Raw genomic sequence first — 14,729 nt, 5'->3', positions numbered from 1 at the left:
TATTGCCCCGGGCGCTATTCCGCTACGGTTTGAAGTGGTCCAATCGCTTGCTCTTGAAGGCGCTAACGACGAAATCGACAAAAACACGTGTCTTGGCCGAAATGAGCGTTCGCGATGCGTAGTAAAGCGAAATTGTGCCAGCGTCCGCGTACCAGTCCGGCAGCAGCCGAATCAGATCTCCGCGCTCCAGGTCGGGCAGCACATCGACCAACGCGATCAACGACATGCCCAGGCCAAGACGCGCGGCCTCGCGCATCGCCGCGGGATCATTCACGACGATGGTTTCCGTGAACGTTCCCGGCACCTCAATACCGTTCGCATTCCGGAACATCTAGCGGCGAATTCGCCCCGTTTGCGGCGAGCGCATGGCGATGCCGTTGTAAGCAGCGAGGCCCGACGGATCGGCCGGCAGCGACCGGCCGGACATATAGGCCGGCGAGGCCACGGCGACGATATGCACCGGGGCCAGCGCGCGTGATACGAGACCGGGGGCGATATTGAAGGCACCGCCGATGGCGGCGTCGTAGTTCTCGGCGATCAGGTCCACGGGCCGGTTCTCGAAGTGCCATTCCGGCTTGATTCGCGGGTACCTTGCAAGGAAAGGCGGCAGCAAAGGCAGGATATGCGTGACGCCAAACGTTGGACTCAAGCTGACTTTCAAGACGCCTGACGGCTCGCTGCTGTGGGCTGCGGCCTCGGCAATGGCGGCCTGGAGCGCATCAAGATTACCGTCGATCGAAACCAGGAACCGCTCGCCGGCTTCCGTGAGCGTGAGTTTGCGGGTCGAGCGTTGAAACAACCGTACGCCCAGGTTGCGTTCGAGCATCGCCACGTTTCGGCTGACCGCCGCAGCGGTCAGCCCCAGCCTGCGCCCCGCCTCTGAAAAGCTGCCGCCTTCCGCCGCCCGTACGAAGGATTCGAGGTTTGCCAACGTTTCCATATGGGTCGACGATCTTCAACGGTTGCTTGAAGCGGAAACAAAAGAATACCCACTAATCGCGGCGCAACAAAGGGCCTATCTTCGCTCCACACCCTCTCAACCTGGAGTGAAAGCATGAAAGGCATCGTTCTCACCGCGTTCGGCGACCCAGCGAAAGTCCTCGAACTGAGGACCCTTCCCGATCCGACGCCGCCGGGACCCGGTGAGGTCGTGGTCCGCGTGACCAGGCGCAGCATCCATCCCGGCAACCTGGCGATGGTCCGCGGGCGCTTCAACATCCCGCTTCCGGCAGACGGCTTCGTGGTGCCGGGAGGCGATGGCGTAGGCGTCGTCGAAGCCGTGGGCGAAGCTGTGGGCCCCGCACAGGGCGTGGAGCCGGGTGCACGAGTGATCTTCTATCCCAGCCCGGGCGCCTGGGCAGAGCGTCTCAAGACGCGCGTCGAACTGGTGACGCCCATCCCGGACGACCTGTCGGACGCCATCGCTGCCCAGTTGCTCCCGAACACGGTGATCGCCCTCATGCTGCTGCGTGCCGCAAAACAGGCAGTGCCGGACGCAGGGTGCGAGACGCCGATCTTGCTGACCGCTGCCGGGTCCTCCGTGGCGCGCATCCTCGCGGTTGCCGCCCGCCGGCGTGGCTTGAAGGTCGTAAGCGCGGTACGCAGCAGAAACGGCGCGAACGCCCTGTCCGAGCGGTTTCCGGATTTGACCGTGGTTTCGACGGCCGATACGGACTGGGCCGACCAGGTCCGCCGGGCCGCAGGTGGGCGGCCGCTTCAGGTCGTCATGGATCCGATAGGAGGCGCGATGGTGAGCGATCTTGTCCGGCTGCTCGGCGACGGCGGGGCCCTGCTGTTTTACGGCGGACTCGTGCCCGAGCCCATTGCACTCCCGTCCGTCCAGCTGGCGCATCACGAGATCATGTTCAAGGGCGTTTCGAGCTCGCGATGGCTGCAGACCACGTCGGCCGGGCAGCGCCGCGAGGATGTGGCAGAGGCGATCGAGATCGGCCGCGCGTCGCCCGAACAATTCGAGCTGGAGGCCGACTACGATCTGTCCCGGTTCATCGAGGCGATCGCGCACATCGAGCGGGCGGATCGCAGTGGAGCGGTCCTGATCAGCTCGGATTCGTGAGGTGGAATTGCTGGAATCGACGGACTGAGCACAAGCATCCCTGAGCACGACCACCGCACCCAAGGCGATCGCCGCGTTACCGGCCTGGACTCCGGCCACAAACAAATGGCTTTGTGCGCAAGACATCCTCGAAGGCAGCAAGTGCGGCAGCAGCGTTCCCTGAGTCGATGGATGACAGCTCTGAGCGCTTCTGTGTTTGTCCGTTCCCCCTGCAAAGAACACCCACACGCCGGGCTATATCGCCGCTATACAATCGTCTATATCGGTGCTATATTGGCGGTATGGATACACGGACCACCCTGCTTGCTGCGGCGCTGAAAGTTCTCGAAGAAGAAGGCGAGGCGCAGTTTTCGACTCGCGCGGTCTGCTCCCTGGCGGGAGTCACCGCGCCGACGCTTTATCACCACTACGGCAGCGCCGACGGTCTGCTAAGCGCCGCGATGGCGGAGGCGTTCGCGCAGTTTCTGGAAAGCAAAAATGCAGCCGCGCAATCGCCCGATCCCGTGACCGTCCTGCGCGATGGCTGGGACGATTACGTGCGCTTCGCGGCCGCACGGCCCAGACTCTACGCGGCGATGTTGGGACGTGTTCTGCAGGGGGCGCAGATACCGGCCGCCCAGCAAGCTTTCGCACTCCTCATCGAGCGCGTTTCTGCCATCGCCGCCGAGGGGCGGCTTGCGCTCGCGGTGGAAGTGGCGGCGGATGTGATGTGGGCGTCGGCTAACGCAGCTTCTCTGCTCTATGTCACGGCGCAACTGCGCCATGCGGCGGCACCCACGTCCGCCGTTCTCGAGGACATCCGCGAGAACGCCATGCGCGCCATTCTGACAACAGACACAACGGATACGAAAGGCTGAACGACCATGAAAATCCTTGTCACTGGAGGCTCCGGCCTGCTCGGCAGCCGCTTGCTCCCCGCACTCGCAGCGGCAGGCCATCAGGTCTTTGCGCTTGCGCGCTCGGCGTCGTCCCGTGAAAGGGTGCAGGAACTGGGCGCTCAGCCTGTCGATGGCGATCTGGAAAACCGCGCGCCTCTGGTACTGCCCGCGCTTGATGCCGTAGTTCACGCGGCGGCCATGTTTCGCTTCTCCGGACCGCGCGCGCCGTTCTTTCACGCCAATGTGGATGGCACCGCGACACTGCTGGCAGCGGCAGAGCAAGCTGGCGTGGCGAGTTTCGTTCATATCAGCGCGGCAGGCGTCATCATGGACGAATCCGGTTCGCCCATCCGTCATGCAGACGAGAGCGCGCCTACTTTTGCGCAGCACTTTTCGGCCTATCTGGCGAGCAAGGCGCAGGCCGAGCAGATCGTGCTGGCTGCCAACAAGCCGGGTTTTCGCACCATCGCATTGCGCCCGCCGGCACTCTGGGGGCCGGGTGATCCGTTCAGCCGCGAACTCCCCCGTGCGATCAAGTCAGGCCAGTTCGCTTTCATCGACGGTGGTGACTATGCGTTCTCCACTTGCCACGTGGATAACGTCGTCGAAGCCGTCCAGTGCGCGCTGACACGCGGCGAAGGTGGTCGCGCCTTTTTCATCACTGATCAGCAGACGCAAACGTTCCGCGAGTTCATCGCTTTAATTGCAGGCGTGCAGGGTCTTTCCGTCAGGCAACTGCGTTCGATGCCCTACTGGCTGGCCTCAGCCTCAGGGCGGTTGATGGATGCCGTCTGGGCCATTCTGCGGAAAAACAGCGACCCGCCCCTGTCGCGTTCAATGGTGCGCATGATCGGGCAGGAATTCAGTGTGAGCGATGCTGCGGCACGTCGCGAACTGGGCTATGTCGGAATGACCTCGCGTGACGATGGCTTGCGCAGCTATGAGGTCGCGCATTCTCCTGGAGCGTGATCCTCGGAAACACGCTCGCTGGAAATCCCACACCGTCTCTGTTATCCGACTCGTCCCTTGACTTGCATTTACAGGTCGTTCGCGGCAGTTCCTGTGATGGTGTAACGGCAGGCATACGGGGCGGCTACGGAAGTCCGGCATTGGCGCGGGTTCGCCCGGTTGAAGGCGCAACATTCGTCGCGGCCCCTTCGACCAGGAATGGTTCTTCGACTCTACGCGGATAGTCACTCGAACGTCGCTTCCTCATCCCGTAGCAGACTTTCAGGTGATCCGTTAGTTGTGCTAATTGATGCCATTCGTCGAGCTCAACGTGTAGTTCGGTCACTTCTATCCAGCGATCGATTCTCTTCGGGAATGAGCCTTATGAAAGACCTGCTGATTATCATTCCCGCAGGCAGCCAATACTCTACATCCGTCATTCATCAGCAGACGGAAGTCTCCAGCCTGCGTTTGGGTCTACGCCAGCTGAGGTAACGTGCGCCAAACCGAGGTTGACCAATGACGCTCTGGAGCGTCACTGTCGCAGCCGCGGTAAGGGCTGCAAGTGCGATCGGTTTAATAGTGAGCAGCCATCGTCGTGATCGCAGCAAAAAAATGGAACAAATTGTCCGATCCGGCTGTTCTTCGTTGGAGACCCGCTATGCACGAAGTTTTCGGACATAGATGCACACGTGCATAGAGTCACGGAATCCATATTTTTAGGAGAGTGAATATGAAAGCCGGTGCAAAAGTGGCCCTCGTCACCGGAGGGAACCGTGGAATCGGGTTCGAAACTGTAAGGCAACTCGCGGAAAAGGGTCTAACGGTGCTGCTCGCAGCCCGAAATCTGGAGGAGGCGGAACAGGCTGCAGCAATCCTCGAAGACGAAGGCTTGACGACGGTCTCTCCGGTCAAGCTGGACATCACGAACTCTGCGGACCGCGTTGCGGTGTCGCAGCTCATTGCGCACCGGTTCGGTCAACTTGACGTTCTTGTCAACAACGCCGGAGTGGCAACACCGGAGGGCACCGGGACCGCGTTTGATCCTCTCACGAGTGGCGCTTCGCTGGAGGAGTTCAGGCTCGTGTTTGAAACCAATGTCTTTGCAGTGCTCCTGCTCACCGGCCAACTGCTTCCCCTCCTTCGCAAGAGTCCTGGTGCACGGATCGTGAACGTGTCCAGCCACCTCGGTTCGTTGACGCTACACGCGCGAAACGATCAGACCGTCGCTTACACCAAACGCTACGCTTACAACGCCTCTAAGGCTGCTTTAAACCTTTTTTCGATTCAACTTGCCCAGGAACTTGAGGGAACGAACATCAAGGTGAATTCGATTCATCCTGGATGGGTCAAAACCCGCCTGGGTTCTGACGCTGCGCCACTGCAACTTTCTCAAGGAGCACAGACAAGTGTGAAAGCGGCGCTCTTGGGCGAAGACGGTCCCACAGGCGCCTTCTTTCATCTTGATCAGACCGTCCCCTGGTAACCGCCGCATCGGTTGAGTTCGCAGTCGCTTCGTTTCCCGATCGTTGTTCTTCACCTTGCGATCCCGGACATCCAGACTGCACGGCCTCGCGATGATGGCGCTCGGCCCCGGCCTGGTGCTGGAGCTGTACCGCTACGAACGCCCGCTGATGCCGCGGCAAAACCGCCGCGCAACCGCGACGCGGGCGCAAACCATAGCAGACGCAGTCACGCAGACAATGTGGGGGCAGACATGCAGGACAAGGCAGACGTTATTGTCGTGGGCAGCGGGATAAACTCGCTCGTATGCGCGGCGGTGCTGGCGCGGCGCGGCCAACGCGTGTTCGTGATCGAGCGCAACGACGAGCTGGGCGGGTGCATTCGCAGCGAAACGCTGTTTTCGGGCTACACGCACGACATCATGTCATCGTGGTATCCGCTCTTCGTTGGCAGTCCTGCGTACGCGGAAATGAAGAACGATCTGCACGCGGCCGGTCTTGAATTCGTGCAGACCGGCTACACCACGGGCGTGGTCACGCCGAATGGCCGCTCGCTCGCGTTTCGCCAGGATATCGCTGACACCGCCGTGCGTCTTGACACCATCAGCCCAGGCGATGGCGCCGCCTTCGCGGCCGCCGCCGGGCACCTGTTCGGCGCTGATGCGGCGCTCACGTTCGGCCTGCTCGGCGAGAATCCGTACGGCTGGAACATGGTCAAGCTGCTGTGGGACGAATGGCGCAAGCGCGGCCTCGACGGTCTCGTGGAGTTCGGCGGCGCCTCACTGGAAAGCTTCAGGCGCTGGAGCACGCGGACCTTTTCCTCCGACCTCGTACGTGCGGCGATCGCGCCGTGGGTGCTGCACACGGGCCTCGGTCCCGACGACGCCGGCTCGGCCATGTTCGGCAAGCTGGCTTTCGCGGCCGTGGTGGCCGGTGGCATGCCGCTCGTCAAGGGCGGCAGCAGCAATATCGTCAAAGCGTTTCGCAGCGTGATCGAACGGCATGGGGGCCGCTTCGCGACCGGCGTCGATGTCCAGCGGGTTCTGGTGAAGGATGGCCGCGCGGTCGGTGTGGAAGCGAATGGCCAGTGCTGGCAGGCCGATCGCGCCGTGGTGTGCAACGTCACGCCGCGCCAGCTGTATGAGCGCCTGCTGCCGGACGTACCCCCACCCTGGCATGAGCGCGCACGCACTTATCACTTCGGACGCGGCGACATGCAGATTCACTTTGCGCTATCGTCGCCACCTGCGTGGTGCGACCCCGAACTCGCGAAAGTGCCGCTCGTGCATCTGACCGAGAGCCTGGAAGCGGTGTGCATGGCCGTCGCACAGGCGAACAATGGCCTGATTCCCGCCTGCCCGACGATCGCAATCGGGCAGCCCACTGCCGTTGATCCGAGCCGCGCCCCAGACGGCGCAGCGATCCTGTGGCTGCAGATGCAGGACATGCCGTCACGCCTCTCGGGGGACGCCGCGGGCGAGATTGAGGTCCCGCAGGACGGCCGCTGGACCGAGGCCGTGCGCGAGCAGGTGGCCGACCGCATCCAGCGGCGCCTCGAAACGGTGATGCCGGGGCTCGCCACCAGGATCGTCGGCCGGCGCGCCTATTCACCCGCGGACCTCGAACGCCTGAACTGCAATCTCGTGGGCGGCGACCCCTATTCGGGGGTATGCTCGCCGGACCAGTTCTTCTGGCTGCGCCCGTTCGCGGGCGTCTCAGGGAAGCGCGGGCATAGCGCGCCGTATGCGAACCTGTACCACATCGGCGCATCGACCCATCCTGGTCCCGGGCTCGGCGGCGGTTCGGGTTGGATGGTAGCGAACCAGCTCAGTTGACGAGGCATCGACATGGTTACGGACCTTGCACGCTCGTGGTTGACCTGCAGCGCTCCTGTGGCTGCCGCACAGGCCGCCGGCCGGCCGCTCGTGGCGCTGGAATCGAGCATCATTGCCCACGGCATGCCCTATCCGGAGAACATTCGCACTGCTCATGAAGTGGAGTCCTTGATCCGAGACGCGGGCGCTGAGCCCGCGACTATCGCGCTGATCGGTGGGCGAATCCACATCGGCCTGACGGACGTCGAACTGGAACTGATCGGCCGCTCGGACCGGGTACATAAGGTCAGCCGCCGTGACCTGCCGGCCACACTGGCCGGCGGCGGGCTCGGCGCCACGACGGTGGCTGGCACGATGATATGTGCCGCGTTGGCCGGCATTGAGGTCTTCGTCACCGGAGGCATTGGCGGCGTACACCGGGGTGCGCAGGAGACCTTTGACATCTCGGCCGACCTGCAGGAACTGGCGAAGACCTCGGTGGCGGTAATCTGTGCCGGTGCGAAGTCCATCCTGGACATCGGGCTCACACTGGAATACCTGGAAACCCATGGCGTGCCGGTACTCAGTTGCGAACAGGACAATTTCGCGGCGTACTACACGCGTGACAGCGGCTTTCGCGCGGACTTCAGGCTGGACGAGCCGACGGAGCAGGCGCGCTTCATCCGCACCAAGTGGGACCTCGGCCTCAAGGGCGGTGTGGTGTTGAGCACTCCGGTCCCGGTCGCGTCAGCGATGACGTTCGAAGAGATTGACGCGCTGACTCAGCAGGCGCTCGACGAGGCCGCTGCGAAAGGAATCATCGGTAAGGCCGTGACCCCCTTCCTGCTGGCGCGCATCACGGCGTTGACAGGTGGACGCAGCCTCGCGACAAACATCGCGATCGTGAAACACAATGCCGAGGTCGGGGTACGGCTGGCGCTGGCGTTGGCACACGTAGAGCGCGGGACAAGCGCGGCGTAGCCACCGGAACGTCGGGTTGCGACCAGACTTCGCGGCAGCTTCCAACGACAGCCCCTGGCGTGCGCCGTGCAAAGGCGGCGCTTTGCGGTATGCAAGTCCCGCCCGGCAACCGCCAACAGTTTGCTAGCCAATTGATTCCGTTCCGCATGCGACGGCTCATAGCCTGATGGCATTCAGCGCGTATCTCGCGCCCAATTCGTTTCGTTTCGACAGCACACCTGGGTCGTCGAACAGCCTATCGCGCGCGCCCGGGCGTTCGCACGCAGCGAACCCCGCACGGATCCCCCCGTGCGTAAAGGCGGCTACCTGGAACCGGGCGCGCCGGTTCGGTGCACGAGCGACAGCCCGTGCCGGCTCGCCTCCCTAACCCTCTGCCTTTGAAAGCGCATTCATCTCCGCTCTCCATCATTTGATGGAGGCAAATCACAACCCGAGACAATATAGTTGACATGCGGCGGCAGTGACTGTTGCCTCTCCTTTGTGGTAATCGGAAACCCTCTCGCCGATGCCCATAAATAGAACGATTTTGGTAAAACGACAATCACGCTTTGCTCACGCGGTATCTCGTCGCACCATCGGCCGCGAATCAGCTTAATAATAAGAAACGCACTGATTTCAGCGTTTATATGAATAGACATCCGGTATCAAGTCGGCGTCCCGTTCGCTTTGTCATCTGTTATTTCGCTTCTGCAGTTCCGCATCTCCTCCCGGGAAAACATAACACCTTCCTTTATCCTACGTAGTCCTTGAAAATGGAGGATTCACATGCTTACCATCACCTATATACTCGCGCACTGGAGATTGCCTTTCCGAAAACTGTCGGCAATGCACCACTACCTGGCCTGCCCTATCCTGATTGCAATACTGTTTGGGTTAGGTGCAGTAACGACCAGCCCGCCCTTGAATGCGCAGGAGCTTTTCATCGGTGATGCTGGCAACAACACCATCCAGGAGTTCAATGGCTCGAGTGGTGCTTATCGTGGCACCTTTGTGACGACGGGAGCCGCAGGGCTGACCGGTCCCGCCGGCATGATTTATACGAATGGCGAACTCGTGGTTGTCAACCAGAACGTGAACCTTCCGCTATCGGGGGAGATTTTTCGGTTTGACGGAAAGACCGGGTTGTTTCTCGGAAAACTCGTCTCAGCAAGTGACGTCAACGCCCCTTACGCACCTCGCGGCATCGTGCGCGGAGGGCCGGACAACGTCTTCTATGTCGCCGACGTCGGTAGCGATTGCTCCAGCCAAGGCGACATCAAGCTATACAACGACGCAGGAGCATTTCTTGGTAATCTCAACCGGTCCAGATTTACTGGCGGGTTTTTCCCACGTGGTCTGGTGTTCGGACCAGATGGTCTGCTGTACGTTTCCGTATTTGGATGCCCCTACACGGAGAGCCCGAATACACTTGTCGGCTACGTTTTGCGATTCAATCCAACCACGAAAGCTTTTGTTGATGTATTCGCATCCAATCAAACCGTTCCTGACTTGCACCGTCCAGAAGGACTGGTCTTTGACAAGGAAGGCAACCTTTGGGTTACAGGCTTCCGCGCGACTACCAGCGACAACGACAAGGTTCTGAAACTTAACGGCAAAACCGGCGCTCTTCTCGATGAACTTGTGCTGTCTACACCGCCCGCACCACGAGCCTATGCGCAGGCAATACTCTTTGGGCCGGGGGACAGACTATACATCCCGATTACCGGTGGGGACGCAACGACGGCGGGGGAACTGCGCCGCTGCAACGTCAAGACAAAGGTCTGTGACATTGCAGCACCGGCCGGCAATCCGCTTCAGAGCCCCTTCTACTTAATCTTCAAAAATTCCAATCCAGCAACGCTCAGCTATGGTGACGGCAACTGAACAAAGCTAGCTTTGCCGAGTAACGAGTTCGATGTCAAATAGGAACGGTATACGTGCAGGACGCCCCGTGGTAGGGCCGCGGACCAAGCATGTCTGGTCGTGCTGCGGGGCTGAGCGCCTGCGCCGTCCTGGAAATCGCACCGTAGACTTCCAGCTTCTCGGCATGCACAAAGGTCTCCTCCAAAGTCATGGGCACCTTAGTATCCCTTACCGCAGTTGAACGGCCATCAGGTCATTGGCGAACGCGGTCCTCTCAAGGACCGATTGGGAGAGTACGTAGCGTCGCTTATATCAATCTTAAACAGCGCAACCAGAACGAAACTTTTGTCCGGGCGGCGATTCAGAAGCGCGCGCTGCTGCGACGACCGCTGTATTCATGTGGGGTGTATACCCGGGAACGGGAGACGATAAATAGGCCAACCTACACGCAGCGAAAGCCTGCAGTCCCACAAGGTATACCCGACGCGACGCCCTAAGCATTTGACCATTACGTAGGTCTCAGCTATCGTCAAACACCCATCAAGTTAGGTGACAATCGTGCCGACAGCAGAGTACGAGACAACGCATCCCGTGAGCCTTGAAATTGATGGCCATCGCCACGAAGGGAAGTATCGAGTTATGACCGGAACCGTCATTGTCTATTTCGATGGCGACATAAAGTTTGCATCGCATGGAAATGACAGACCGGAAGTTGTCGCGCGGTGGCTGTTGAAAGACCTTTGCCTTAAGCACGGAAAGAACAGCAGCAACGCCCGAAAAGAAAAAGCCCGCAATCGCACGGGCTGAATACAAATCCAGGGCGAATGGCGGAACCGCGGCTCACTCCCCCGAATCTTCGCGCGATCTTATGGTCGGAACCGACGAAGTGCTGCGGCTAATCTGGTCCAGATATGTTTCTCCTGCAGCGCCGCTCCACGCTTTGGTTCTACGTTTTGCCAAAGCGCTCTCGCCGGCACCATTGGCATCCGCAAACCTTGCCATCGCGCGCTGCAGGCGCTACATGGCATAGGCCCTTCGTTGCTGGGTTGTGACGGCGGCACAGTTGACTAACGATTCAAGCAGCAGTCCCACCTGACCGTCGAAGTTCGATACTGCTGTGCGCCTGTGAGTCAGCAAATTTCAGACACGGAAGCCCCAAGGTGCCCCGGGGCGGGTAGCCGAACCGCCGCCTTCTTCCTGTCCGAAGCAGGCGGGCAAACGCTCCACGCACCATCGTCGTGCAGAAAGAAGAACAGTGCTCGGGCCCCGTCTGCGGTCGCAACGTACACATAGCGACTACCGCCCCATCGTGTACGACCGAACTCAATCACGTGAACCGGTAGTGCTGGTACCGGAGCTAGCCATTTTTCGACCTGACAGCGTAGAGATTTTTCATCCGTACTTTTCATGTTCCCCTCCGGCAAGTCCGAGGGCCGACGACGCTGGGGAGAGCGTATCCACTCCCCCCAGTTCGTGCCTTGTCTAACGTCGGCGAAGGCGTTACTGGCCGATTTGCCGGCTTACGTGATTCTCCTGCTGGTTTAGCACGTAGTCCTCTCGCCGGGCGATATGGCCGCTGTTCTGGGTTGCCATGTCGCGCTCCTCCTGCCGAATCTGACGGTCATCGCTATGGAGTCTCGCCGCCTCGGCGTGCGACATTTCCCCTTCGCGCACCTCCTGGTGAATGCGTCGGTCCTGATTCGCCAGGCGGTGATTCACCTCTGCGCGACGTGGGTGCGTTGCATCCCAGCTGGTCTGCGCTGACGCGGTGCCTGCGAATGACAGAGCAAGTACAGCAACAGCCGCGATTCTGAAAGTAACGTTGTGCATGTTCGTCTCCGATTCCGTTGAGGGGACGGCATCTCGCCGTTCACCTCCTCAACGTCACGGACGACCACGATGTTGACTGACGAGTTGTGAGTTCTGAAACCGATTATTTCGCGTGAGACGGGATGTCCGAACTGGTTCGCGGACCGGTCAGATGTTTCAAATTACACGTCTCGTTACACACAAACACATCAGTAATTTGCGCTCCAAATATATTGCCTTCACTACCGACAAGTGAGGAACGTATGAAGCGAATTTTTGCCCTGGTGCTGATGGCTGTTTGTCTCGCAACCGCGTTGAGCGGCTGCATCGTCGTGCCTGCAGGTGGCTACTACCACCGCTATTAACTTGTCCAACTTTCTGCAACGTGCATGAAGGAGGAGGACGTCGCTCCTCGCCCCGCTCACCTGGGGAAAAAGTAACGAGATGCGATGCGTGGCGAGAGAGGAGCCCGTTCGGCCCCCTCCTCCGCGCGCTAGACGTCGTACTGCCTTTGCCACGCCAGCTTTCGCTTCTTTTGTCAGTGCTTCACCGGCTGAGGTGGGTCACAGTTATCGGATGTCGCGACTGCGGCACCTACTATGCCATTGGCGGCTAGTGCGGATGCCACAAAGCCGTTCTGTAGCGCATCCACCACGAAATTAGCGGTTGCAATGCTCACCGGAGCGACGACTCTCGCGGTGCCATTCATCTCAAGTCTCGCTGGCCTGCTCGCTGCGTTCTCAGTCGCGCTTGCCGGGATTGTCGCCCGCTTAGATGCATCCGAAACGGCGCATCAAGTTTTCACCTTCAACTTCAACGGACTTCTCGTGATAGTACCTGCGATTCTTGTTCTCAAGGCGCTGTGCAAACCCAACGCAACCCTATTTGAGTACTTGTTTCGCCCCGCCTCGGACACTTTCGATTGCAAGCCACCAGATGACGATGTAGCGCATGCCGATCGAAGCGGGCTCCAACGAGGAGCCCGCGTGCCTCATGAATCGAGGAGCCGGCTCAAGTCTGTTTGCCCCACAGATCGTCGATCGCGCGGATCGCCAGCAGGTATCCGTTTGCCCCCGCCCCGCAAATTACCGCCGTGGCGGCCACCGAAATCGTCGAGTGACGATATTCCTCCGAGCGTTGGTGGATGTTGGTGATATGCAATTCCACCACCGGCCGGCGGATGAGCTTGACTGCGTCGAGCACCGGAATCCGACCGAATGAAAAGCCGGCCGGATTGATGATCAGCGCGGCGTCCTGCAGGAACGCTTCCTGAATCCAGTCGACCAACTCGCTTTCGCTGTTCGTTTGACGAAATACGCAGTCGAACTTGAGAGCATCGGCCAGCGTGAGGCAATTCTGTTCGATGTCCTTCAGCGTAGTGCTGCCATAAAGATGAGGCTCCCTCGCGCCCAGCATGTTCAGGTTGGAACCATTGAGGATGTAGAGTTTGCGAGTCATAGTGTCAATGTGTTGAAGAGCGTTCCAGGGCCGTGCCCCTGGTTTCGCGGGATATTGCGATCGTCAGGAAGGAGATCAGGTTCAGCGAGCCGCAAACCGCTACGATGGCCCACGGGGAGCCGTTAAAGGCATTGAGCAGCGCCACGGCGACAATGGGCATCGGGCCGCCGGTGAGCAGGTTGGCTCCCGAGTACGACAGCGCGGACCCGGTGTAGCGCGCCTCGGTCGGGAATGACTCGGCGAACCAGACCGGCTGGATGCCGCTCTGGAACTGCGTGAAGCCGAGGAAGGCGCCCATCACTGCCATCGTCATGGCGATCGAGTTGTGGTTGAGGATCGGGAAGTAAATCAGGCAGCAGATCAGTGTGCAGGACGAACCGATCATCAGCGCACGTTTGCGTCCGATCCGATCGCTCAGATAGCCGCCCGCCAGCGCGCCCACGATGGCGCAGACATTCGCCACCATCAGCAGCATGAAGCCGGTCTGCCTCGGTACGCCGAGGTGTTTCGTCAGGTAGCTGAGCGAGAAGACCACGATCAGATAAAACAGCGCGGCCGGGCCGCAGAAGAACAGCGTCAGGCGGAGCGCGGTGCGCCAGTGATATTTGAAGACGGTGCCGAGCGGATTGGCGGCGCGTGTGGATGCGCCAGTCCTCTTGAGCGCCTCGAAGGCCGGTGTCTCGCTAACCTTCCTGCGGATATAGATGCCCAGCAGCACCAGAACAAAGCTCGCGAGAAACGGGACTCGCCAGCCCCAACTATCGAAGTCGTCCGACGAAAGCAACGCGGCCAGCGTAAAGAGCGAGAAATTGGCGAGAATCTGGCTGAGCGGCGAACAAATGCCAAGCAGACCTGAATACCAGCCACGGCGGTTAGCAGACGCATGCTCCACCGCCATCAGTTGCGCACCCGTCGATTCGCCGCCAAGCGCGAAACCCTGAATGATGCGAAGCGACACCAGCAACGTCGGCGCGAGGATGCCAACCTGGTGGTAAGTGGGCAGCAAGCCCATCAGGAACGACGACGCGCCCATCACCGACACGGTGATCAGCATCAGTTTGCGGCGTCCCCAACGGTCCCCGAGCATCCCGCAAATCACCGCGCCAAGCGGGCGTGCGGCCAACCCTGCCCAGAAACTTGCGAGAGACGCGAGCAGCGAGGCGGTCGGGTCGAGCGACGGGAAAAACAGCTTGGGAAAGATCGTGGCCGCGACCACGCCATAGAGCGCGAAGTCGAACCATTCGAGCGCGGTACCGACAGTTGCCCCTGCTACTGCCCGACGCGCCATCAAGTGAGCCTGCGCAGACCGTCCTTCCGCGGCAAGGTCCGAATCAGCAAAAAAAGACATGTTGTCTCCTGAATTCTCGATATGTCGATGCGTTCGTTTCTGGCGACGAACAGGTGCTATTGTTTGCGCTGGACAGGCGGGGCGTTCCGTACCGGAACTGCATCTCATAATATG

General features: G+C 60.4%; 11 protein-coding genes and 1 pseudogene. 8 read left to right on the top strand and 4 right to left on the bottom strand.

Annotation, left to right across the window (positions count from 1 at the left end):
• Window positions 1–22 precede the first annotated feature (22 nt).
• A pseudogene (locus tag A3CW_RS45890) lies at window positions 23–940 on the bottom strand (LysR family transcriptional regulator).
• Between the two features lie 114 nt (window positions 941–1,054).
• Here A3CW_RS45890 and A3CW_RS0110705 point away from each other — a divergent pair.
• From A3CW_RS0110705 to A3CW_RS50835, 8 genes are all read left to right on the top strand, one after another.
• Window positions 1,055–2,074, top strand: a complete 1,020-nt coding sequence (locus A3CW_RS0110705; RefSeq protein ID WP_028203562.1) for a zinc-binding dehydrogenase — start codon at window positions 1,055–1,057, stop codon at window positions 2,072–2,074.
• A gap of 281 nt (window positions 2,075–2,355) precedes the next feature.
• Entirely contained in the window at window positions 2,356–2,931 is a 576-nt protein-coding gene (locus tag A3CW_RS0110700; protein ID WP_028203561.1) for a TetR/AcrR family transcriptional regulator, read from the top strand.
• Between the two features lie 6 nt (window positions 2,932–2,937).
• A complete protein-coding gene (locus A3CW_RS0110695; RefSeq protein WP_028203560.1) occupies window positions 2,938–3,921 on the top strand; it encodes an NAD-dependent epimerase/dehydratase family protein in 984 nt (327 codons plus the stop codon).
• A gap of 712 nt (window positions 3,922–4,633) precedes the next feature.
• Window positions 4,634–5,386, top strand: a complete 753-nt coding sequence (locus tag A3CW_RS0110690; RefSeq protein ID WP_028203559.1) for an SDR family NAD(P)-dependent oxidoreductase — start codon at window positions 4,634–4,636, stop codon at window positions 5,384–5,386.
• 231 nt (window positions 5,387–5,617) lie between these two features.
• Window positions 5,618–7,198 (top strand): phytoene desaturase family protein, encoded by a 1,581-nt coding sequence (locus A3CW_RS0110685; RefSeq protein ID WP_028203558.1) that lies wholly within the window; start codon window positions 5,618–5,620, stop codon window positions 7,196–7,198.
• A gap of 12 nt (window positions 7,199–7,210) precedes the next feature.
• Window positions 7,211–8,158: a pseudouridine-5'-phosphate glycosidase gene (locus tag A3CW_RS0110680; RefSeq protein ID WP_028203557.1), complete on the top strand. Its 948-nt coding sequence runs from the start codon at window positions 7,211–7,213 to the stop codon at window positions 8,156–8,158.
• Window positions 8,159–8,923: 765 nt separating this feature from the next.
• Window positions 8,924–10,021: an NHL repeat-containing protein gene (locus tag A3CW_RS0110675; protein WP_028203556.1), complete on the top strand. Its 1,098-nt coding sequence runs from the start codon at window positions 8,924–8,926 to the stop codon at window positions 10,019–10,021.
• A 570-nt stretch (window positions 10,022–10,591) separates the two neighbouring features.
• Window positions 10,592–10,807 (top strand): hypothetical protein, encoded by a 216-nt coding sequence (locus A3CW_RS50835; protein ID WP_245623596.1) that lies wholly within the window; start codon window positions 10,592–10,594, stop codon window positions 10,805–10,807.
• A gap of 693 nt (window positions 10,808–11,500) precedes the next feature.
• Here A3CW_RS50835 and A3CW_RS0110670 read toward each other — a convergent pair.
• The 3 genes from A3CW_RS0110670 to A3CW_RS0110660 all read right to left on the bottom strand — a co-directional run bounded on the left by A3CW_RS0110670 (window position 11,501) and on the right by A3CW_RS0110660 (window position 14,555).
• Window positions 11,501–11,830: a hypothetical protein gene (locus A3CW_RS0110670; RefSeq protein ID WP_028203555.1), complete on the bottom strand. Its 330-nt coding sequence runs from the start codon at window positions 11,828–11,830 to the stop codon at window positions 11,501–11,503.
• A gap of 990 nt (window positions 11,831–12,820) precedes the next feature.
• On the bottom strand, window positions 12,821–13,267 hold the full coding sequence (locus tag A3CW_RS0110665; RefSeq protein ID WP_028203554.1) for a type II 3-dehydroquinate dehydratase: 447 nt from the start codon (window positions 13,265–13,267) through the stop codon (window positions 12,821–12,823).
• A 4-nt stretch (window positions 13,268–13,271) separates the two neighbouring features.
• Window positions 13,272–14,555: an MFS transporter gene (locus tag A3CW_RS0110660; protein ID WP_028203553.1), complete on the bottom strand. Its 1,284-nt coding sequence runs from the start codon at window positions 14,553–14,555 to the stop codon at window positions 13,272–13,274.
• Between the last annotated feature and the right edge of the window lie 174 nt (window positions 14,556–14,729).

The organism is Paraburkholderia nodosa DSM 21604 (assembly GCF_000519185.1).
In the GTDB taxonomy this organism is placed as follows: Bacteria; Pseudomonadota; Gammaproteobacteria; order Burkholderiales; family Burkholderiaceae; genus Paraburkholderia; species Paraburkholderia nodosa.
This window is presented reverse-complemented; position numbering and strand designations above follow the sequence as displayed.